Annotated in this window: 19 protein-coding genes and 1 pseudogene; 11 read left to right on the forward strand and 9 right to left on the reverse strand. The window is 66.1% G+C overall.

The genetic code is table 11. The annotated features are described in order from the left end of the window. The 3 genes from BST27_RS18885 to pruA all read right to left on the reverse strand — a co-directional run. The coding region (locus BST27_RS18885; protein ID WP_139805240.1) for a PE family protein at positions 1-1,262 on the reverse strand (1,262 nt) is incomplete at its 3' end. A gap of 109 nt (positions 1,263-1,371) precedes the next feature. Beyond that, complete coding sequence (locus BST27_RS18890) at positions 1,372-2,340, reverse strand: proline dehydrogenase family protein (protein WP_069419802.1); 969 nt, start codon at positions 2,338-2,340, stop codon at positions 1,372-1,374. Further along, positions 2,340-3,971, reverse strand: a complete 1,632-nt coding sequence (gene pruA, locus BST27_RS18895; RefSeq protein ID WP_069419803.1) for an L-glutamate gamma-semialdehyde dehydrogenase — start codon at positions 3,969-3,971, stop codon at positions 2,340-2,342. Before pruA ends, BST27_RS18890 begins: the two co-directional genes overlap by 1 nt. 84 nt (positions 3,972-4,055) lie before the next feature. Here pruA and BST27_RS18900 point away from each other — a divergent pair, with 84 nt between their 5' ends. The 9 genes from BST27_RS18900 to BST27_RS18935 all read left to right on the forward strand — a co-directional run bounded on the left by BST27_RS18900 (position 4,056) and on the right by BST27_RS18935 (position 13,423). Further along, positions 4,056-5,717, forward strand: coding sequence for a PucR family transcriptional regulator (locus BST27_RS18900; protein ID WP_069419804.1), 1,662 nt, complete (start codon positions 4,056-4,058; stop codon positions 5,715-5,717). 321 nt (positions 5,718-6,038) lie between these two features. Further along, positions 6,039-6,299 carry a DUF4190 domain-containing protein gene (locus BST27_RS33190; protein WP_069419805.1) on the forward strand — a complete coding sequence of 87 codons (261 nt, stop codon included), beginning with the start codon at positions 6,039-6,041 and terminating at the stop codon, positions 6,297-6,299. 94 nt (positions 6,300-6,393) lie between these two features. Beyond that, a complete protein-coding gene (locus tag BST27_RS18910) occupies positions 6,394-7,698 on the forward strand; it encodes a serine/threonine-protein kinase (protein WP_083148587.1) in 1,305 nt (434 codons plus the stop codon). Continuing rightward, entirely contained in the window at positions 7,695-8,252 is a 558-nt protein-coding gene (locus tag BST27_RS18915; RefSeq protein ID WP_083148589.1) for a hypothetical protein, read from the forward strand. The genes BST27_RS18910 and BST27_RS18915 overlap by 4 nt, the downstream gene beginning before the upstream one ends. Positions 8,253-8,398: 146 nt before the next feature. Continuing rightward, the gene (stf0, locus tag BST27_RS18920; RefSeq protein WP_069419807.1) at positions 8,399-9,202 is read left to right on the forward strand and encodes a trehalose 2-sulfotransferase; all 804 of its coding nucleotides are present in this window, start codon (positions 8,399-8,401) and stop codon (positions 9,200-9,202) included. Beyond that, on the forward strand, positions 9,199-10,116 hold the full coding sequence (gene cysD / locus BST27_RS18925) for a sulfate adenylyltransferase subunit CysD (protein ID WP_069419808.1): 918 nt from the start codon (positions 9,199-9,201) through the stop codon (positions 10,114-10,116). The genes stf0 and cysD overlap by 4 nt, the downstream gene beginning before the upstream one ends. Continuing rightward, entirely contained in the window at positions 10,116-12,032 is a 1,917-nt protein-coding gene (gene cysC, locus BST27_RS18930; RefSeq protein ID WP_069419809.1) for an adenylyl-sulfate kinase, read from the forward strand. Before cysD ends, cysC begins: the two co-directional genes overlap by 1 nt. 141 nt (positions 12,033-12,173) lie before the next feature. Then, the gene (locus BST27_RS34540; protein ID WP_264000589.1) at positions 12,174-12,302 is read left to right on the forward strand and encodes a hypothetical protein; all 129 of its coding nucleotides are present in this window, start codon (positions 12,174-12,176) and stop codon (positions 12,300-12,302) included. Continuing rightward, entirely contained in the window at positions 12,296-13,423 is a 1,128-nt protein-coding gene (locus tag BST27_RS18935; RefSeq protein ID WP_069419873.1) for a YeiH family protein, read from the forward strand. Before BST27_RS34540 ends, BST27_RS18935 begins: the two co-directional genes overlap by 7 nt. A 13-nt stretch (positions 13,424-13,436) precedes the next feature. On the opposite strand, the gene BST27_RS18940 is transcribed toward BST27_RS18935, so the two are convergent. Together BST27_RS18940 and BST27_RS18945 are read right to left on the reverse strand one after the other, a co-directional pair. After that, entirely contained in the window at positions 13,437-13,748 is a 312-nt protein-coding gene (locus BST27_RS18940; RefSeq protein ID WP_069419810.1) for a type II toxin-antitoxin system PemK/MazF family toxin, read from the reverse strand. Further along, positions 13,738-13,971 carry a hypothetical protein gene (locus BST27_RS18945; RefSeq protein ID WP_069419811.1) on the reverse strand — a complete coding sequence of 78 codons (234 nt, stop codon included), beginning with the start codon at positions 13,969-13,971 and terminating at the stop codon, positions 13,738-13,740. Before BST27_RS18945 ends, BST27_RS18940 begins: the two co-directional genes overlap by 11 nt. A 79-nt stretch (positions 13,972-14,050) precedes the next feature. Here BST27_RS18945 and BST27_RS18950 point away from each other — a divergent pair, with 79 nt between their 5' ends. Next, a complete protein-coding gene (locus tag BST27_RS18950; RefSeq protein WP_069419812.1) occupies positions 14,051-14,251 on the forward strand; it encodes a hypothetical protein in 201 nt (66 codons plus the stop codon). A 14-nt stretch (positions 14,252-14,265) separates the two neighbouring features. Here BST27_RS18950 and BST27_RS18955 read toward each other — a convergent pair whose 3' ends face one another. The 4 genes and pseudogenes from BST27_RS18955 to fdxA all read right to left on the reverse strand — a co-directional run bounded on the left by BST27_RS18955 (position 14,266) and on the right by fdxA (position 18,743). Next, positions 14,266-15,792, reverse strand: a complete 1,527-nt coding sequence (locus BST27_RS18955; protein WP_069419813.1) for a molybdopterin-dependent oxidoreductase — start codon at positions 15,790-15,792, stop codon at positions 14,266-14,268. Positions 15,793-15,908: 116 nt separating this feature from the next. Then, positions 15,909-16,937: pseudogene (locus BST27_RS18960) on the reverse strand (alpha/beta hydrolase fold domain-containing protein); the annotation flags it as partial. 355 nt (positions 16,938-17,292) lie between these two features. Then, a complete protein-coding gene (dapC, locus tag BST27_RS18965) occupies positions 17,293-18,381 on the reverse strand; it encodes a succinyldiaminopimelate transaminase (protein WP_139805241.1) in 1,089 nt (362 codons plus the stop codon). A 38-nt stretch (positions 18,382-18,419) separates the two neighbouring features. Further along, positions 18,420-18,743 (reverse strand): ferredoxin, encoded by a 324-nt coding sequence (gene fdxA, locus BST27_RS18970; protein WP_069419816.1) that lies wholly within the window; start codon positions 18,741-18,743, stop codon positions 18,420-18,422. Positions 18,744-18,979: 236 nt separating this feature from the next. Between fdxA and BST27_RS18975 the strand changes: the two genes are divergently transcribed. Further along, positions 18,980-21,013, forward strand: coding sequence for an NADPH-dependent 2,4-dienoyl-CoA reductase (locus tag BST27_RS18975; protein ID WP_069419874.1), 2,034 nt, complete (start codon positions 18,980-18,982; stop codon positions 21,011-21,013). Positions 21,014-21,247: the final 234 nt, after the last annotated feature.

Here is a 21,247-nt window from a genome sequence, read left to right on the forward strand (position 1 = left end):
ACCACGTCGGCGACGCCGGTCGCGACGGCCATCGCCGCGTGCACAACGGTGCCCGCTCCGCCGCGACCGATCATCCCCGCAGCGCCGCCTTGACCGCCGGCGCCACCCGCGTCCGCGGCACCAACTCCGCCCCCGCCGCCATTGCCTCCGCCGCCGTAGAGCAGCCCACCGGTTCCGCCGTTGCCACCTGCTCCGCCGACCCCGGTTGCTGCCGAGGTGCCGCCACCGCCGGCGCCGCCGACGCCGCCCTGACCGATCCATCGACTGGAGCCGCCGTCGCCGCCCGATCCGCCCAGGCGTAGCCCGTCGCCTCCAGCTCCACCGGCCCCGCCGTCACCGACCAGTCCGCCGGTACCACCGAATCCACCCGCGCCGCCATTCGAATTGCCGACGCCGCCATGGCCGCCGGCTCCGCCTTGACCGAACAACCCCGCGGCGCCACCCGCACCGCCCGTGCCGCCGTCGGCGACCATGCCTTCACCCCCCGCACCCCCGTTGCCGCCGTTGCCCCAGAAGAACCCGCCGAGGCCACCGGCGCCGCCGGTCGAGCCGCTCCTACCCGCCCCGCCGGCACCACCGGCGCCGCCATGGCCGAACAACAACGCGTCGCCTCCGGAACCCGCGGTACCGCCGGCCAACAGCGGGTTTAGACTCGCTCCACCGTTCCCGCCCGCGCCGCCGTTGCCGAACAGGATTCCGCCGGTGCCACCGTGGCCCCCCGCCGCGCCGGCGCCGCCGCTTCCCCCGTTGCCGCCATTGCCGATCAGGCCGGCGCTCCCACCGTTGGTTCCCGGCACACCCGGCGTCGTGCTGGTGAAGCCGGCGCCGCCATTGCCGTACAGGATTCCGCCGGCGCCACCGGCCTGACCCGCCACGGTCGCGTCCGCGCCGTTGCCGATCAGCGGACGCCCGAACAACACCATCGTCGGGGTGTTGATGGCGTTCAGTACCGCCTCTTCGAAGGCCTGTAGCGGATTAACGCTGGCGGCTTCAGCGGTGAGATACGCACCGGCACTGGCGCTCAGTGCTTGCACGAACCGTTGCTGGAACGCGGCCGCTTCGGCGCTCAGCGCCTGATACGACTGTCCTTGCGCGCCAAACAACCTCGCGACGGCCACCGAAACCTCATCCGCGGCGGCGGCCAACAGTCTGGTCGTAGGTCCTTCGGCGGCCGCGTTGGCATCGCGGATCGCAGCAGCGATGCCCGACACGTCTGCGGCCGCTGCCTCCAAGATCTCCGGTTGAGCGAGTAGAAACGACATCCGGCACCTCCCCCGACACTGGCCGGCGCTCGCCTGCCAGTGCGCGTGAACGGATCATATCGCCGATCCGCGTTGATGATCCGGCTTTTTGACCAGACTTTGCGCGGTCCTACCGTCCACGGTGGGCCAATGCTCGCGCAAAGAACCCGAGGTTGGCGGGACGTTCGGCCAACCGTCGCATGAAGTACCCGTACCACTGGGTTCCGAACGGAACATAGACCCGCACCTGGTTTCCCGCGGCAACCAGCCGAAGCTGTTCGTCGTCGCGAATGCCGTACAGCATTTGGTACTCGAAATCGCCTGCACCACGCGCTGATTCGCCGGCCATCTCCGCCGCGGCTTGGATGAGCACCGGGTCGTGCGAGGCCACCATGGGATACCCCGATCCCGCCATCAGCACCCGTAGACACCGCAGATACGACTCGGTCACGTCCGCACTGTCCCGATAGGCCACCGGCGCGGGTTCGTCGTAGGCGCCCTTGCACAACCGCACCCGCGCGCCCACGGCGGCCAACTCCTCGCAGTCACCTACGCTGCGTCGCAGATATGCCTGCAAAACCGTGCCCACCCAAGGAAAGTCGACCCGCAGATCCCCTGCGATCGACAGCGTCGAGTCCGTGGTGGTGTGATCTTCCGCGTCCACCGTCACCCAGACACCCACTTGCTCGGCCCGCTCGCAAATGACGCGCGCGTTGTCGAGGGCGATCTTTTCGCCGTCTCGCTCGAGCGCCTGCCCCAGCGCGGACAGCTTGAGGGACACCTCGAGCGGGCGCACCCCTTCAGCCACGGCGTCTGCCCGCCGGCCCAGCCGGTCGAGCAGTTCGACATAGGCCTGCACCGTGGCGGTGGCATTGTCGGCGTCGGTGACGTTCTCGCCGAGATAGTCGATGCTGACAAGCCTGCCCGAATCACGCAGCGCAACAACGGCATTCATGACGTCATCCAGAGTGTCACCGGGCACGAACCGGTGGACCACCTGACGGCTGACCGGCGACCGCTCGACCACCCGGCGCAGCCCGGTGGACCGGCTGGCGGTCAGCAGGGCAGGTCGCACCGTGTGAGCGAAGATTCCGGCCATCAGTCGACCGCCATGTGCGGATAGGTGTAGTCGGTGGCGGGGACGAACGTCTCCTTGATGGTGCGGGCCGACGTCCAGCGCAACAGGTTCAACGGCGATCCGGCCTTGTCGTTGGTTCCCGATCCGCGCGATCCGCCGAACGGCTGTCGTCCGACCACTGCGCCGGTCGGCTTGTCATTGACATAGAAGTTGCCCGCGGCGAACCGCAACCGATGCTGCGCAGTCAGCACCGCTTGGCGGTCGTCGGCGATGATCGCGCCGGTGAGCGCGTACCGGGTTCCGGAATCGACGAGGTCGAGGATCTGCTCATACTGGTCGTCGGGGTAGACGTGGACCGACAGCAATGGGCCGAAGTACTCGGTGCTGAACGCCTCGTCGGTCGGGTCGTCGGACAGCAGCACCGTCGGGCGCACGAAATAACCTTCACTGTCTTCGTATTCACCACCGACGGCGATGGTGATCCCGGCGGCGCCTTTGGCCCGTTCGATGGCGTCGACGTTCTTGACGAAAGCGCGTTCGTCGATCAGCGCGCCGCCGAAGTTCGACAGGTCGGTGATGTCGCCGTAGCGCAACTCGGATGCGGCACCGAGGAAGTCATCACCCATCCGCTGCCACACCGAATGCGCTATGAACGCCCGCGATGCCGCCGAGCACTTCTGACCCTGGTAGTCGAACGCGCCACGGATCAGCGCGGTGCTCAGCACATCTGGGCGCGCCGAGGCGTGCGCAACCACGAAGTCCTTCCCGCCGGTCTCACCGACCAGGCGCGGGTAGCTCTGGTAGTTACCGATATTGGCGCCCACCTCCCGCCAGAGGCGTTGGAAGGTGGCCGTCGACCCGGTGAAGTGGATGCCGGCCAGCCGCGAATCGGCCAGTGCCACATCCGAAACCGCGTATCCGTCACCGGTGACCAGGTTGATAACCCCGGGCGGCAGCCCGGCCGCCTCCAGCAGCTGCATCAGCACACAGGCCGAGAACGTCTGGGTGATCGACGGTTTCCACACCACGGTGTTGCCCATCAATGCCGGGGCGGTCGGCAGGTTGCCGGCGATGGAAGTGAAGTTGAACGGCGTGATCGCATACACGAACCCGTCCAGCGGACGGTAGTCGATGCGGTTCCACTCCCCTGGCCCGCTGATCGGCTGCTCCGCCAGGATTTGCCGCGCAAACGCGACGTTGAACCGCCAGAAGTCGATCAACTCGCAGGGCGCGTCAATCTCGGCCTGGTACACCGACTTTGACTGGCCCAGCATGGTCGCGGCGGCGACCCTTTCTCGCCACGGCCCGGCCAGCAGGTCGGCGGCGCGCAGGAAGACCGCGGCGCGTTCGTCGAACGGCAGTGCCGCCCAGTCGCCTTTCGCGGTCATGGCAGCGTCAATGGCCGCCGTCGCGTCGGCGTGGCTGGCGTTCGTCAGGGTGCCCAGCTTGGCTGAATGCCGGTGCGGTTGGACGACATCGATCCGCTCGCCGTCGCCCATCCGATGCCGGCCGGCGATGACGTGCGGCAGCTCGATCGGATGGTCAGCGAGGGCGGTCAGGGCGGCCTGCAGCCGGGCGCGTTCGGGGGAATTGGGTGCGTAGTCGTGGACCGGCTCGTTGACCGGTGCGGGAACCTCGGTGACAGCGTCCATGTTTGCCAGGGTCCCCCTGCAACCCGCACAGATGGTTGTCTGATCGGACAATACTCAGGACATGTACTAGTAGAATCAGACAATATGCGCGCGACCGGTGTGGGACTGGGCCAGTTGCTGCTGGCGCTCGACGCCACCATGGTCACCTTGGTCAGCGCCCCGCGCGGCCTGGACCTTCCGGTCGCATCGGCCGCGCTGATCGATTCCGACGACGTGCGCCTGGGCCTGGCGCCCGCGTCCCGTTCTGCCGACGTGTTCTTCCTGGTGGGCGTGGGTGCCGACGAAGCGCTGCGCTGGGTCAAGGGGCAAATCAAGGGACGCACGAACGCACCGGTGGCGATCTTCGTCAAACAACCCTCGGAAGCACTCACGACGGCGGCGGTACGCGCCGGATCGGCCGTCGTGGCCGTCGAGCCACAAGCCCGCTGGGAACGCCTCTACCGGCTGGTCAATCACGTCTTGGAGCACCGCGGTGACCGTGCTGACGACGAGTCGGGCACTGACTTGTTTGGTCTTGCACAGTCCCTGGCCGACCGTATCCACGGCATGGTCAGCATCGAAGATGCGCAATCTCACGTGCTGGCATATTCGGCCTCCAACGACGAGGCCGACGAACTGCGCCGGCTGTCCATCCTTGGGCGCGCGGGGCCGCCGGAGCATCTGACATGGATCGGCCAGTGGGGCATTTTCGATGCGCTACGGGCCGGCGACGAGGTGGTGCGCGTGGCCGAACGGCCGGAATTGGGGCTGCGCCCGCGTCTGGCAATCGGCATCCATCAGCCGCAGGCCGGACGGCCGCCGGTGTTCGCCGGCACAATCTGGGTTCAGCAGGGCTCACAGCCGCTGGCCGATGACGCCGAGGAGATGATGCGCGGCGCGGCGGTGTTGGCTGCGCGGATCATGAAGCGACTGTCCAGCCGGCCGTCCACACACACCCGCCGGGTGCAGCAGCTGTTGGGCCTGGACGTCGGCGGTCCCGGAGAACAGGGCGATGCCGGCGAGGTGGAAATGATCGCCCGCGAGCTCGGCCTGCCCACTGGGAGCAACGCCGGAAACGCCGCCCTGATCGGCTTCGATACCGCCGTCACCACCGATGCTGCCGACACCAATGCGACCAACACCCGCAACGCCCGGCTGACCGAGGTTTTGGCGTTGAGCGCCAGTGCATTTCGCCCGGACGCCCAGGTAGTTTCGAACGGCTCGCGAGTTTACGTACTGCTACCGCAGATCACCGCCAGCCGGCCGGTTGCTTCGTGGGTACGCGGCACGATCGGCGCGCTGCGCAGTCAGCTAGGCGTGGAACTGCGGGCGGCGATCGCCGCGCCGATCGCCGGGCTTACTGCAGTCGCGACGGTACGAAGCGAAGTGGACCGCGTGCTCGATAGCGCTGAGCGGCACCCGATCTCGCTCAAGCGAGTCACCTCCTTGGAGGAGGCGCGCACCACCGTTCTGCTTGACGAGATCGTCACCATGGTGTCCGCCGATGCGCGGCTCATCGATGAGCGCATACGCGACCTGCACGAGCAAGATCCGGTGCTGGCGCAAACATTGCGGTCGTATTTGGACAGCTTCGGCGACGTCGCGGCCGCGGCGAACTCGCTACAGGTGCATCCCAATACGGTGCGTTACCGGGTGCGACGGATCGAGAAACTCTTGTCGACCTCATTGGCCGATCCTGATGCACGACTGGTCTTTTCGCTGGCACTGCGGGCACTCGAGAGGCCGCGGCAGCCCGGACAACATTGACAGAGCGCCACGGTAAAGCCCAAAGAGTGAAGTCACTTCCGCTCGACGCAATTCGCCGGCGGTGTGTGGATTTTGTGGAGGCTCCCGTGACGAATCAACCGGATCATTATCGATCACCGGGGGGCTATGGTTATCCGCCACCGCCACCGCCACCGCCACCGCCACCGCCCGGTTACGGCTACCAGTCCGGGACCCCGGGCGGTTATGGATACCCGTCGCCGTGGCCGCAGCAGTCACCGCAGGTCAGTACCAACGGACTCGCCGTCGCGTCGCTCATCTGCGCCTGCGTCTCGTTGGCATGTATGGGGTACGGGATCTTTCTTGGGCGTCATTTTCGGAATCATCGCCTTGTTTCAGATCAATCGGACCGGTCAACCGGGGCGCGGCATGGCTATTGCCGGAATCGCTATCGGCACCGTGGTCACTGTCGGGTGGGTGATATTCATTTTGCTCGCGGGCTTCTTTGGCGCTCACGACGCCAACAAACACAATCACCGCTATCACCGGTATGACAGTTCTGCACCCATGCCTGTGCCGATCGATGTTGCCACGCAGCCGCTCGGTCTCGTCAATTCCGGTTGAGCGGTCCCAGCACTCTGCCGGTATTGCAGATTTCTCTGGGAGAACCCGTTGGCGAACTCTATGGTTAGCGAATAGCAGTTACCGGGGAGGCCACTTGGACGGGACGCCGTTCGGCCGCTACCGCCTCATTGAGGTGCTAGGTCGTGGCGGCATGGGCGAGGTGTGGCGAGCATTCGACACCATCACCGAGCGGGTGGTCGCGCTCAAAGTGCTGCCCGTTGAGCTCGCCGACGACGAGACCTTCCAGCAGCGATTCCGTCGCGAAGCCCGCTCCGCGGCCGGGCTCGACGAGCCGCACGTGGTGCCCATCTACGACTTCGGTGAGATCGACGGACGTCTGTTCGTCACGATGCGTCTGATTCAGGGCTGCGATCTGCAAACACTGGTGGCGCGCAAACCGCTACCGCCCGAGCGCGCCATCTACATCATCGACCAAGTGGCCTCGGCCCTGCACGCCGCGCACCGCATCGGCCTTGTCCACCGCGACGTCAAGCCCTCCAACATCCTGGTCACCGACGACGACTTCACCTACCTGATCGACTTCGGCATCGCCCGCACGACCGGGGAAACCTCCCTGACGAACACGGGAAGCGTCATCGGCAGCTGGGCATATCTGGCACCCGAACGGTTGACCAGTGACCGCAGCGACCATCGCGCCGACATCTATGCGCTGGCCTGCGTCTTGCACGAATGCCTCACCGGGAGCCAGCCCTTCCCCGGCGACAGTCTCGAACAGCAATTGGGTGCCCACCTGACCGCACCGCCCCCACGCCCGTCCAAGATTCGCGCCACCCTGCCTCCCGACATCGATGACGTCATCGCGAAGGGCATGGCCAAGAACCCGGAGGAGCGTTTCAACAGCACCAGAGAACTGGTTGCCGCGGCTCGCAACGCCATCACCGCCCCCGTCAAACAGCGCCGGCCACCTCCGCCACCCGAGGCACCCCCGCAGCCGAAGCCCAAGCCCAAACCGCAGCCCGCACCGCAACAGAAGCCCCAACCCAAGGCCCAACCTTGGTACGCGCCACCCGCCCGGCCGCCGGCCTGGTCATCGCGTTCCGTGGCGATGACGAGCCAGCGCCCGTACCGCCAACCACCCGCTTGGCCACCTTTCCGGCCGGTCTGTACCGCGCCGACTTCGGCCCACCGAGCACGCACGGCCAGGCCGACGAGGGCGGGACGGCGTCAACCGGACAGTGGTCCGTCCGCTCCGAGTGTGGATCCAACGGTTGCGTGGCCACCGCCTCTGCGAACGGCGGTCCCGCCCTGCTGTCGGACTTCGTTTTCGACGAAGTCGACGGCAAGTGGCAATCCGTCGCCACCTCCTGGCCTACCACCGCCCCGGAAGGCGTCACGGGTTTCACGGGTTGCAAGTTCCCCGGCGAGTACTGGACCGTGATCACGCTGCAGCCTCAACCTGACGGAACGATGACCGGCGACTACCGCGCCGAAAGCAGCATCACCGAAACCTCGTGCACCACCGAGCGAACCGTCACCTTCACCCGAGTCGGCGACGCCGTCGAAAGTGAGGCCAGCAATCCCGCCAACCTGCCGGCGCGGACGGTGTCTCCCGCGCGAGGGTTCCGCGGCCGCTACCGCGGGACCGAAACCCCCGACAACGGTTGGCCGCCATGGTCCTGGGATGCCACCGTTGCAACCCACTGCCTCCGCACCGGCGAACGTTGCATCAGTTTGATAGACGCCGCGGACAATTTCTACGGGCGTTACTTATTCGCACACGATAAATGGACCACCGACGCGGTCGGCGATAATCCGTGCGCCTCCGATAATGTCACTGCACACTCGGTACTCCATTTGGAAATTCCCCTGCCGCAACAGCACGAAGATCCGTTCAACACACTTACCGGTAGCGGGCATCGGGAGGTGACGGGCCACAGTCGTTGTACCGCCTCATATGGCGAAACACTGGGGCTGGCGCGCACCGGTGACTAACCGACCCTGACGTCGCAGCAATGGGACGCGAAATATAGACGGCGAATACGCCAATCAAAGCAATCCAATTTTGGGGCAAGAGTTTTGTTCACGGTGAGGGTAAATCCCTGTGTTGCAGCCGATTTCCGTGCGGTTAGGCTTTGAGAATGGCAGATCCACCGAAGTCCTACCTAGTGCTGGCCTCGCAACGCAGCGGCAGCACGTTGCTGGTCGAATCGCTGCGCGCTACCGGTGTGGCCGGCGAGCCCCAGGAGTTCTTTCAGTACCTGCCGACCACCAGCCAATCCCCCCAGCCTCGGGAGTGGTTCGCCGACGTCGACGACGAGTCGATTCTGAGCCTGCTCGATCCGCTGGACGAAGGTAAACCCGACCTCGCGCCGCCGGAGATCTGGCGCGACTACATCCGCACGGTCGGCCGAACCCCGAATGGCGTATGGGGCGGCAAGCTGATGTGGAACCAGACGCCGCTGCTGTTGAACCGCGCGGCCGGATTGCCCGATCGATCGGGTGAGGGCCTGCTGTCGGCGATTCGCGACGTCGTCGGCGAGGATCCGCTGCTCATCCACATCCACCGACCTGATGTGGTCTCGCAGGCGGTGTCCTTCTGGCGAGCCGTACAGACCCGGGTGTGGCGAGGCCGACCGGACCCGGTGCGCGACGCGCGCGCCACCTACCACGCCGGGGCGATCGCGTACGTCGTCAAGATGCTGCGCGCCCAGGAAGAAGGCTGGCGGAACTGGTTCGTCGAGGAGAACGTCGAACCGATCGAGATTTCGTATCCGGTGTTGTGGCGCAACCTGACCCAGGTGGTGGCCGACATTCTTGAGCGCCTCGGACTGGACCCGCGCCTGGCACCGGAGCCGGTGCTGCAGCGCCAAGCGGATCAACGCTCTGACGAATGGGTAGACCGATACCGAGCGGATGCCGAAAGAGAGGGACTACCGACATGACCGCAACCGCGGAGACTCTGCACGTCGACGAACTGCGGCTATTGGAGGCCGAGGCGGTACACATCATCCGCGAAGTCGTCGCCGAACTTGAGAAGCCGGTCCTGCTGTTCTCGGCGGGAAAGGATTCCATCGTGCTTCTTCGCTTGGCGGAGAAGGCTTTCCGCCCATCCCCACTGCCCTTTCCGGTGATGCACGTCGACACCGGGCACAACTTCCCGGAGGTCATCGAATTCCGTGACCGCAGGGTCACCGGCCACGGACACAAGCTCATCGTGGCCTCGGTGCAGGAATCGATCGACAAGGGCCGCGTCCCCGACCCAGGCCCGACCGCGTCGCGCAACCGGGCCCAGACCCGCACGTTGCTCGACGCGCTGGAAGAAAACGGATTCGACGCCGCGTTCGGCGGCGCCCGCCGCGACGAGGAACGCGCCCGCGCCAAGGAACGCATTCTGAGCTTTCGCGACGAATTCGGCCAGTGGGACCCCCGTGCCCAACGCCCCGAACCGTGGACCCTCTACAACGGGCGCATCAAAAAGGGCGAGCAGGTGCGCGTGTTCCCGCTGAGCAACTGGACCGAGCTGGACGTGTGGCGCTACATCGAGCTGGAACAGCTTGAAATACCGTCCATCTACTACGCGCACGAACGCGAGGTGTTCGAGCGAGACGGCATCCTGCTGGCGGTCTCGGAATACGCCAGCCCGCAGGACGGCGAGCAGGCGTCCAAGGAATGGGTGCGGTACCGCACCGTCGGGGACCTGACCATCACCGGCGCCGTGCGTTCCAAGGCCACCGACATCGCCGGGGTCATCAAGGAAATCTCGGCGGCAACGGTGTCCGAAAGAGGCGAAACCCGCGCCGACGACCGCACTTCGGCCGCCGCGATGGAAGACCGTAAGCGAGAGGGTTACTTCTGATGACCACCACCGAGAAGTCTGAGCAGGGCGAAAGCTTCCAGCCGGCCAAGGGCATAACGCGCCAGCTGCTGCGGATCGCCACCGCTGGTTCGGTGGACGACGGCAAGAGCACGCTGATCGGCCGCTTGCTGCACGACACCGACAGCTTGCCGCTGGACCATCTGGCTGCCGTCACCGACGAAGAAGGTATCGCCGATCTGGCAGCGCTGTCGGACGGGCTGCGCGCCGAACGCGAGCAGGGCATCACCATCGACGTGGCCTACCGGTTCTTCTCCACCGCCACCCGCAGCTACATCCTGGCCGACACGCCAGGACACGAGCGCTACACCCGCAACATGTTCACCGGCGCTTCCAATGCGCACGTGGCGATCCTGCTGGTCGATGCCCGCGCCGGTGTGCTGCGCCAGACGCGTCGGCACGCGCGCATCGCAAAGCTGTTGGGTATCAAGCACTTTGTCGCGACGGTGAACAAGATCGACCTGGTCAATTTCAACGAAGACGCGTTCCGCAAGGTTGAGGAAGAGCTGAACCAGACGGCGGAACGCCTTGGCGACGTCGACATCCAGACGATTCCGATCGCTGCCAAGTTGGGCGACAACGTCGTACACCGCTCGACGAGAACGCCGTGGTATGACGGCCCGACGCTGCTGGACTACCTGGAGAACGTCGAATTGGCCGCGCCCCAGCCCGAGCCCTCCCGGCTTCGACTGCCAGTCCAATGGGTTTCGCGTCCGACCGACAACGTGCGCCGCCGCTACACGGGCCGGCTCGCAGCGGGAACGCTGAGCGTCGGCGACGAGGTCGTGTCGCTGCCCGCCGGCACACGTTCGAAGGTGACCGCGCTGGACACCCTGGACGACGACCGAACGACAGCCGTTGCGCCGCTGTCGGTGTCGATCGAGCTGGAAGACGACATCGACGTGGGCCGCGGCGACGTTTTCGTCAGCGGCGCCGAGGACGCCGTTCCGCCCGTGCTGGCTCGGGAAATCGACGCACACGTCTGCTGGTTCGTCGACTCACCGCTGCGGGCCGGTGACCGGCTGGCGCTCAAGCAGACCACCAAGACCGTGCGGACCACCGTCCAGGAGCTGCACTCGCGCCTGGACCCCGAGACGCTCGACGAGTTGGATCAGCCGGTTGAATTGACCCTCAACGACATTGGCACGGTGACGTTGCGGACCAGCTCGGTCATCGTCGCCGACCCGTATGACGAGAATCGGGACAGCGGTGCGTTCATCCTGATCGACGAGACCACCAACGACACGGTCGGCGCCGGCACCATCATCGAAGCCCGCGAGGTCAAGCCGGGCACCCACGCCCGCACCGACATCCGTTGGCATCCTTCGGCACTGGACCGCAAGCACCGCTGGAAGGCGACCGGCCAATCCGGCGCAACCATCTGGTTCACCGGCCTGCCCGCCTCGGGCAAGTCGACGATCGCGGTCGCGGTGGAACGTGCACTGGTGGAGTCGGGACGGATCGCGTACTTGCTCGACGGCGACAACTTGCGCCACGGCCTGTCCGACGATCTGGGCTTCTCACCCGGAGACCGGACCGAAAACATCAGGCGGGTAGGGCATTTGACGCGACTTTTGGCAGATGCCGGTGTGGTGGCGCTGGCCTCGTTGGTATCACCGCTGAAGTCGGACCGCGAGACGGCCCGCGCACTCAATGACGCCGCCAAACTTCCGTTCATCGAGGTTCATGTCAGCACCTCACTCGAGGAATGCGAGAAGCGTGACCCCAAGGGCTTGTATGCGCGCGCACGCAAGGGCGAGCTGAAGGGCTTGACGGGTGTGGACGCGCCTTATGAGCCGCCGGAGGACCCGGATCTGGTGCTGGACACCACCGGCGCCGACATCGACGAACTTGTCGCGCAGGTCATCGCGCTGCTGAACGAACGCAGCCCGCGCTAATTTCCGCCGCGAGCAGACGCAAAGTTGTCTTTTTTCAAGGGAAAATGTACAACTTTGCGTCTGCTCGGCGTTCAAAAGTGACCTAGATTCAGGGCGAGCCAATCACTTGGTGGAACCGGGGCGCTGGGAAAACATGGCGGCGTGAGTGGCGTGAGTGACAAAGGGTGGGGACGGCTCCGGGCGGTATCGGTGGATTGGTGGGCCACACTGCTGGCCGGCGTGATCGTCGCGTTGGCGGTGGCCGACGTGCTGCCTCGGATCCCCTGGTAATCACCGTGAGCACGGTGACCTCCGAGCCTGCGGAGTCCGAAGAGGCGGGCTTTACCAGCACGCGGCCGCTGGATTACCTGCCCGGCATTCTGCTGCTGGTCGCGGTGGGCTTGCTGGGTAAGTACGCCCAGATCTGGTGGAACTCCCTTGCCCGTCACCAACACTGGACGGTGCCCGATATCGAGTACGTCTTGTGGGCGATCGTGATCGGGCTGCTGATCACGAACACCGTTGGGCTGCACAGGGTCTTCCGCCCCGGCGTGCTGACCTACGAATTCTGGCTCAAGGTCGGGATCGTCCTACTCGGCTCCCGGTTTCTGCTTGGCGACATCGCCAAACTCGGTGGCGCCAGTCTGATCCAGATTCTGGTCGACATGACGATCGCGGGCACGATCATCCTTCTCGCCGCCCGAGCCTTCGGGTTATCGGGCAAGCTCGGTTCGCTGCTGGCCATAGGCACCTCGATCTGCGGTGTGTCGGCCATCATTGCCGCGAAAGGCGCGATCCGGGCTCGCAACTCCGACGTGAGCTATGCCATCGCGGCGATTCTGGCACTCGGCGCCGTGGGGTTGTTCACGTTGCCGTGGTTGGGGCATGTGATCGGACTCAGTGATTACGAGTTCGGCCTGTGGGCGGGCCTGTCGGTGGACAACACCGCCGAGACGACCGCGACCGGCTACCTGTTCTCCGATCACGCCGGCAAGATCGCGGTGTTGGTGAAGTCCGTCCGTAATGCGTTAATCGGTTTTGTGGTGCTGGGTTTCGCGCTGTTCTGGGCCGCACGCGGGCAGGCCGACGAGGTCGCCCCCGGTGTGCGGGCCAAGGCCTCGTTCGTCTGGCGCAAGTTCCCGAAGTTCGTGCTCGGCTTCCTGGCGGTCTCGGCCGTCACGACGCTGCACTGGTTGAGCAAGGGTCAGACGGCGAACCTGGCCAACGTGTCGAAGTGGGCGTTCCTGCTGACCTTCGCCGGTGTCGGCCTCAACACCGACATCCGCCAGATCGCGCGGACCGGTTGGCGGCCGCTGGTGGTCGCCGTCATCGGGTTGACGGTGGTCGCGGTGGTCTCGTTGGGCATTGTGTTGCTGACGTCGCGGGTCTTCCATTGGGGCGTCAGCGTCTGATTGCTCCTCGCCGCTACAGGTCCAACAAAATTCGCAATGCGGCGTCGACGCGGCGCAGATCGCCTGCGCTCAGATGGCCCACGCTGTCGCCTAGCCGACTGGGATCGACTGCCGCCGTTTGCTCGGCCAGCACCCGCGTGACACGACCGGCGATTTCAACCTCCGGTCGAAAGCTCGCGGCTCGGGCAGCTGTGGACGTCGGGGCGACCAGCCACGTCGACAAGGGTAGGTGGTCGGATTGGACCACGACCGCATATCGAGGGCCGGACTGCTCGTGGCCGCGGACATCCCGCGGAGAGCGCAGCCGGAAGACCTCACCACGCACGCAGCGTCTCCATGTCGCGAAGCACCTGCATGGCCTCGGCACGGTCGGATTCGTCGGCAGCCAGTGTCGCCGCCTCAGCACGGATGGTCGCGGCAGCCTCGCGGCGTGCTGCGTCGATAAGAGCTGCACGCACCGCCGCAGAAACTGATGTGCCGTCCTTCGTCAACACCTCAAGCGCACGGGAGGCGTCCGCGTCAAGTCGGAAGGTTATGGTGTCAGCCACTTCACCAGCGTAAGACAACTCGTATGACATTCCACTTCGCACTGCCCTAAGACGGCACCCCCGCGCGTAGGGTTCCTATATGAACAGAACTTTCGTCGTCACGTTGGCGCTCGGAGTGATCGTCGCGCTGTTCGGCCTCATCTGGGCATTGCAAGGCTTCGGCGTGCTGCAAGGCAGCCCGATGAGCAACACGACGACCTGGTCGATCATCGGCCCGATCACCTCGCTGGTAGGCATCGCGCTAGCGGTCTTCAGCTGGCGCAAAATCTCGGCGAAGTAGCGTTTTACGGCGCTTTACCCCTCTGCCACGGTGAAGTTCACCGTGTGCCAGCCAGTCGCGCCGTCGGGGGTGGGTGGAGCCTGGTCTGACGTTTGTACGGCTCCGGTGTTGTCGATCGCACGCACGGTAATGCTCTGCCTCCCAGAAGTTTTCGCCTCCCAGGGAAAGCTCCACAACCGCCAGGTGTCGTTGGAATAGCCGGCGCCCAACTGGGCCGGCTGCCACTCGCCATCGCCGATGCGAACCTCCACTGCCCGCACGCCGCGGTTCTGCGCCCAGGCGACACCGCCGAACACCACCGGGCCCGGCGGCACCCGTTGACCCCGTTTGGGCACGTCGATGCGCGACTCGGTCTTGATGGGTGCCTTTGCCGCCCAGCCATAACGCGTCCAGTACGCCTTGGCCCTGTCGAAGCGGGTCAACTCCAGATCGACGACCCACTTGGTGGCCGACACGTAGCCGTAGAGGCCGGGCACCACCAGCCGGGCCGGGTAACCATGTTCGACGGGCAGCGGCTGGCCGTTGAGCCCGATCGCCAGGAGCGCCGCACGGCGGTCGGTGAGTGCCTCGACGGGCGTGCCGGCGGTGAACCCGTCGATCGACTTCGAGAGGACCATGTCGGCGTCCTGGTGCACGCCAGCGGCCGCCAGCAGGTCTGCCACCCGGTAGCCGGTCCAGATCCCGGTCGAAATAAGGTCGCCGCCAACGGGATTCGACACACAGGTCAGCGTCGTCACCGATTCGACCACCTCGAATCGGTCCAAATCGGCGAAACTGTAGGTAGTTTCGCGGTCCACCATGCCGTGGATGCGCAGCCGCCAGTCACCGCGGCTGAGTTGGGGGGTCGAAAGCGCGGTGTCCACCCGGTAGAAGTCCGCGGCGGGGGTGATAAAACTCGGCAGCGCAACGCCCTTCGGCTGGACCTCCGGCGGTATCGGCGTTGCGGGGGTTCGCGGTGGAGGAAGGGCGAAGTTGGTGCGGTCACCGGCCACCGAATGCACCATTCGGGTGATCACCGCACCCGCTACCCCGCTGACGACCCCGATGCCTAACAGTCCCAATGTCAGCAACGAACGCCTGCGTGCATCGCGGTCGTCGTCGGCGCCGTCGTCTGAGCCCTCTGAGTCCTCCGAAACAGGCTCGAACCGACGGACGAGCCAGCGCAGCGCAACCACGCCGCACGCGGCGCCCACGATGGTGGGGATGGTGTCCAGCGCCGTCGCACCGTGCCGCGACAGCACCGCCGCGCAACCGAGGACGCCCGCCGCGGCGATCGCGACGCTGCCGACCGGGCGGCGCCGAGTCTCGAAACTCCCGGCAATGGCGGCAATGGCGGCGATGACGATCAGCACGACGACAGCCAGGAAGAGCTTGTCCATGGTGCCCAGGGTCTGGATCGCCCATTCCTTGACCGGCCCTGGCGTGAGGTCGACGACCACCGAGCCGATGGCGGCCCGCGCATCGGCTCGCGCACCGAACGGGATGCCGACCAGCTGGGCTATACCGAGGGCGACGGCTGCGGCGGCCACTCCCGCAATCATCCGCTGATTCGTCGAGCCTTGATTCGATGAGGCTTGATTCGACGAGGCCACGGAGTCACTCTACGCGCGTTGGCACGCGGGCAGCGAAGTCGTTGCGCTGCAGTAGAAACGGAGACTTACACCGCGGACGCGGTGCGGCTCTCGACCCGACTGGACGCGTAGACCTCAGCCAGGAACTGCTCGACCGCCACCGCGGTGTGCGCGGCACGTACCGACCCGAAGATGTCGAAAGCATGCTGCGCCCAGGGCAATTCGGCATACACGACCGGCTGACGGCTCACCTCCCGCAACCGCTTGACGAAGCTGCGGGCCTGCTCGACCGGGACCAGCGTGTCGTTGACGCCGTGCAGGACGAAGAAGGGCGGCGCATCTTCGGAGACATGCGTGATCGGTGACGCGAGGCGCAGCGGTTCTTCGATTTCCGCGCGGCTCAGCTTGAACACCCGCTTACCCACCACCGGCAGCAGCAGCGGATTCGAGGCTTCAGGGCGGGTGAAGTCGTACACGCCATAGAAGGGCACGGCCGCCTGCACCCGGGTGTCGGCGTCCTCAAAACCGGGCTGGAACCGCGGATCGTTAGGCGTAACGGCGGCAAGGGAAGACAGATGCCCGCCGGCCGAACCGCCGGTGATCGCGATCCAGTCCGGGTCGCCGCCGTACTCGGCGATGTGCTCCTTGACCCACGCGATGGCGCGCTTGACGTCGATGATGTGGTCGGGCCAGGTCCAGCGCGGGCTCAGCCGGTAGTTGACCGACACGCAAATCCAGCCCAGCTCGGCCAGGTGACTCATCAACGGATGTGCCTGTCCCCGTTTGTCGCCCACCATCCAGGCGCCACCGTGGACCTGCAACAGCACCGGCGCCTTGCCGTTGCGGTCCAAGTCAGGCCGGCGCCAGATGTCGAGGCGGTTGCGCGACCCGTGCTCTCCGTAGCTGATGTTCCCGTCGTGGGTGTAGTCGCGATAAATCCGCATCATGCGGACGACGCCGGGCTTCTTCGCCGTGGCACCGCCGGGCGCCGGCCGCTTCCACAGGTCGCCTGCCTCTTTGCGCCGGTCGGGGCCGAGTCCCTCGTCCAACGCCGCGGTCAACGTCTCGTCAGCCGAGCGCCCCAGGTGATGCAGACCCAGCAGGCCCAGCCACGACAGCACCGAGGCCACCCAGCTGAACCGACGGACGCGCGGCGGCATGTGGGGCGTGGCGGCGGCCAACGTAACCGCGTGAGCGCCCAGTGACGGCTTGGGCAGCTCCGAGGCCAACAGACCGTAGGCGAAGGCAGAGAGCGAGCCGTACCCGCGCTTGGCCAGCGGCCGGTAGCCGTTGGCTGTGTACGCCAACCCCAGCAGTGACGCGAGCGTGCCCAGCGCGGCCAACAATCGCTTCATAGTCGTCCCTCCGTCGTCCAACCGCGGCACAATCTTAACTACCCGCGAGCAGACGCTAACTCGTACGAATCGGGCCGCTTTGGTACAAGTTTATGCCTGCTCGCGAGCACAAAAGTTAGGTGAGGCGCGCGGCGGCCGTGGCGATGCGTTCGTCGCTGGCGGTCAACGCCGCCCGCACATGCCGAGCGCCGGCCGGACCGTAAAAGTGGCCGGGCGCCACCAGGATTCCGTGCTCTGCCAGCCAGGCCACACTGTCCGCGCACGGTTCGCCGCGGGTGGCCCACAGGTACAAACCAGCCTCGGAATGCTCGACGGTGAAGCCGGCACCACGCAGCGCCGGCAACAGGATCTCCCGCCGACGCGCGTAGCGCTCCCGCTGCACCTTCTCGTGATCGTCGTCATCCAGGGCTGCGACCATGGCGGCCTGCACGGGCGTCGGCACCATCATTCCGGCGTGTTTGCGTACCGCCAGCAGCTCGGCGACCAGTTCCGGATCCCCCGCGACGAAGCCGGCCCGGTAGCCGGCCAGCGACGACGTCTTGGACAGCGAGTGGATGGCCAGCAGCCCGCTGTGGTCGCCGTCGCAAACCGACGGATGCAACACCGACAGCGGTTCGGCGTCCCAGCTCAAACCCAGATAGCACTCGTCGGAAGCGACCAGGACCCCGCGGTCGCGGGCCCATCCGACCACCTTGCGCAGGTGGTCGACGCCGAGCACCCGACCGGTCGGGTTGCTCGGCGAATTCAGGTAGACCAGGGTCGGGGTTTGCGGGCCCAACTGGGTCAACGAGTCAGCCCGCACCACCTGCGACCCGGCCAGCCGGGCGCCCACGTCGTAGGTCGGATACGCCAGTTCGGGTACCACGACGAGGTCGCCCGCGCCCAGACCCAGCAGAGTGGGCAACCAGGCGATCAGTTCCTTGGAGCCGATCACCGGCAGCACCGACGATTCGACCAGGCCGGTGATGCCGTACCGGCGGGCCAGCGCCGCTACCGCGGACTCACGCAGCGCCTTGGTGCCGGCGGTCGTCGGGTATCCCGGCGAGGAACTGGCCGCCGCGAGCGCATCCTGGATCAGCGGCGCCACCGGATCGACCGGGGTTCCGACCGACAGGTCGACGATCCCGTCGGGATGGGCCCCGGCCAGCGCCTTCGCGTCGGTCAGGGTGTCCCAGGGAAACTCGGGCAGATCGGCCGAGACCACCCGGCGATGCCTGGGAAGCCGCGGCTTTTCGGACCCGCTCAGTCTTCGCCCTGCGGGGGCAGGTCCTTGACGACCTGCGGGTCGTTCTCGGTCAGTCCCACCTTGGCAGCGCCACCCGGCGAGCCCAACTCCTCAAAGAAGGCGGCGTTGATCTGCGTGTACTGACTCCACTGCTCGGGCACGTCGTCTTCGTAGTAGATCGCTTCGACAGGGCAGACCGGCTCGCAGGCACCGCAGTCGACGCATTCGTCGGGGTGGATGTACAGCATCCGGGCACCCTCGTAAATGCAGTCGACGGGACACTCTTCGATGCAGGCCTTGTCCTTGATGTCGACGCAAGGTTGGGCGATCGTGTACGTCACGGACGTCTCCTCAACGTTCCTCTAGTGCTGCTCAGTGTGGGCTGTGCTAGTCACGCACGCCGCCGAGGCTGCTTCCCGGCGACAGGTTCGGTTACTGATACTAGACGTTGCACATACACCCTCAGCAATTGGCACACCCGTCGTTTCACGCACCATATGCAGTTGGTTGCTTGGCAACGCCAGCCGCCTCTATGGTGCCCGAAAGGCGCTGCCCACTCGCGCCGAACGGAGAGGCCATGCTGAGCCCGTACCCCAACCTGCTGTCGCCGCTGGATCTCGGCTGCACGACGTTGCGCAACCGGGTGGTCATGGGTTCCATGCACACCGGGTTGGAAGACCGGGCCGGTCACATCGACCAACTCGCCGAATACTTCGCCGAACGGGCCCGCGGGGGCGTCGGACTTATCGTTACCGGCGGCTATGCACCCAACCGCACCGGCTGGCTGCTGCCGTTCGCCGCGGAGCTGACCACCTCGACCCAGGCTCGCCGGCAGCGCAGAGTCACCCGCGCGGTGCACGATGCGGGCGGCAAGATCCTGCTGCAGATCCTGCATGCCGGCCGCTATGCCTTCCACCCACTTTCGGTGAGCGCATCGCCGATCAAGGCCCCGATAAACCCGTTTCGCCCGAGAGCCCTGTCGAACCGCGGCGTCGAAGGCACCATCGACGATTTCGTGCGGTGTGCGCTGCTGGCCCGCGACGCCGGTTATGACGGCGTCGAAATCATGGGCAGCGAAGGCTATCTGGTCAACCAGTTCCTGGCGCCGCGCACCAACAAGCGCACTGATCGCTGGGGCGGCACGCCCGCCAACCGCCGCCGCTTCCCGACCGAAATCGTGCGCCGCACCCGCGCGGCGGTGGGACCCGATTTCATCATCAGCTACCGGATGTCGATGGCCGATTACGTCGAGGACGGTCAGAGCTGGGACGAAATCGTCGCGCTGGCAACCGAAGTGGAGGCGGCGGGGGCGACCATCATCAATTCCGGGTTCGGCTGGCACGAGGCAAGGGTGCCGACGATCGTCACGTCGGTACCCAACAGCGCGTTCGTCGACATCAGCAACGCGGTCGCACAGCACGTCAGCATTCCGGTGGTCGCGTCGAACCGGATCAACATGCCCGAAGCCGCCGAACAGATCCTGGCCGACACGCAGGTGCAGTTGATCTCGATGGCCAGGCCGCTACTCAGCGATCCGGAGTGGGTGCTCAAAGCGCAGTCCGACCGCGCCGAAGAGATCAACACCTGCATCGCCTGCAACCAGGCCTGCCTGGACCATGTCTTCGTCAAAAAGACGGCGACGTGTCTGCTCAACCCGCGGGCAGGGCGCGAGACCAAATTGGTGTTGTCGCCGACGCGTCACGCTCGCTCGGTGGCGGTCGTCGGGGCCGGTCCCGCTGGGCTGGCCGCGGCCGTCAACGCCGCGCAGCGGGGCCATCGGGTGACCCTCTTCGAGGCCAACGAGTTCATCGGCGGCCAGTTCGACATGGCCCGGCGCATTCCCGGCAAAGAGGAGTTCGGCGAAACCATCCGATATTTCACCGCGATGCTGGCCAAGCACGGCGTCGAGGTGCGGCTGGGTACCCGGGTGACGGCGGACGAGTTGACGGGGTACGACCCTCAGTTCGAGGCCGTAATTCTGGCCACCGGCGTGGCGCCACGCGTGCCGCCCATCCCGGGCATCGACCACCCCAAAGTGCTGACCTACGCCGAGGCCATCACCGGCGCCAAACCGGTCGGCAAGAAGGTGGCCGTGGTCGGAGCCGGCGGCATCGGCTTCGACGTCAGCGAATTGCTGGCGACCGAAACTTCGCCGGTGAACGTCAAGGAATGGAAGGCCGAGTGGGGTGTTGCCGATCCGCAAGAGGCGCGCGGCGCCCTCACCACGCCCCGACCGGCGCCGTCCGCTCGCGAGATCTACCTGCTGCAACGCACCAAGGGGCCGCAAGGCAAGCGGCTGGGCAAGACCACCGGCTGGGTTCACCGCGCATCACTGCGGGCCAAGGGCGTGCACCAGTTGTCCGGGGTGAATTACGAGCAGATCGACGACGCCGGTCTGCACATCAGCTTCGGTTCGAAGCGGCAACGACGCCAGGTGCTCGCCGTCGACACCGTGGTGATCTGCGCCGGGCAGGAACCGGTGCGCGATCTGGAGGACGAACTGCGGTGCCGCGGCGTTGACCCACACATCATCGGCGGTGCGGCGTTGGCCGCCGAACTGGATGCGAAGCGGGCGATCAGGGAGGGCACCGAGTTGGCGGCTCGGCTTTAAGGGGCCGTCCTTTTCGTGGCCCTTTGGGTGGCCCTATGCGTGGCCCTTTTCATGCCCGCCCGCCGCCCGCCAGGCAACGGTCTCGCGGCTGATGCGCCTAAGAATCCCGTTAGTTTTCGGGCGCCGTTCGCCCACGGCGAAATCCCGCCAAAATGCCCCTGACCAGCTAAGAGTTACGTATGAAAGGCGCCGTGCGATAACAGAAGCGATAGAGCAAGCCCGGGGGGCCTGGTA

This window comes from Mycobacterium intermedium (assembly GCF_002086275.1).
GTDB lineage: Bacteria > Actinomycetota > Actinomycetes > Mycobacteriales > Mycobacteriaceae > Mycobacterium > Mycobacterium intermedium.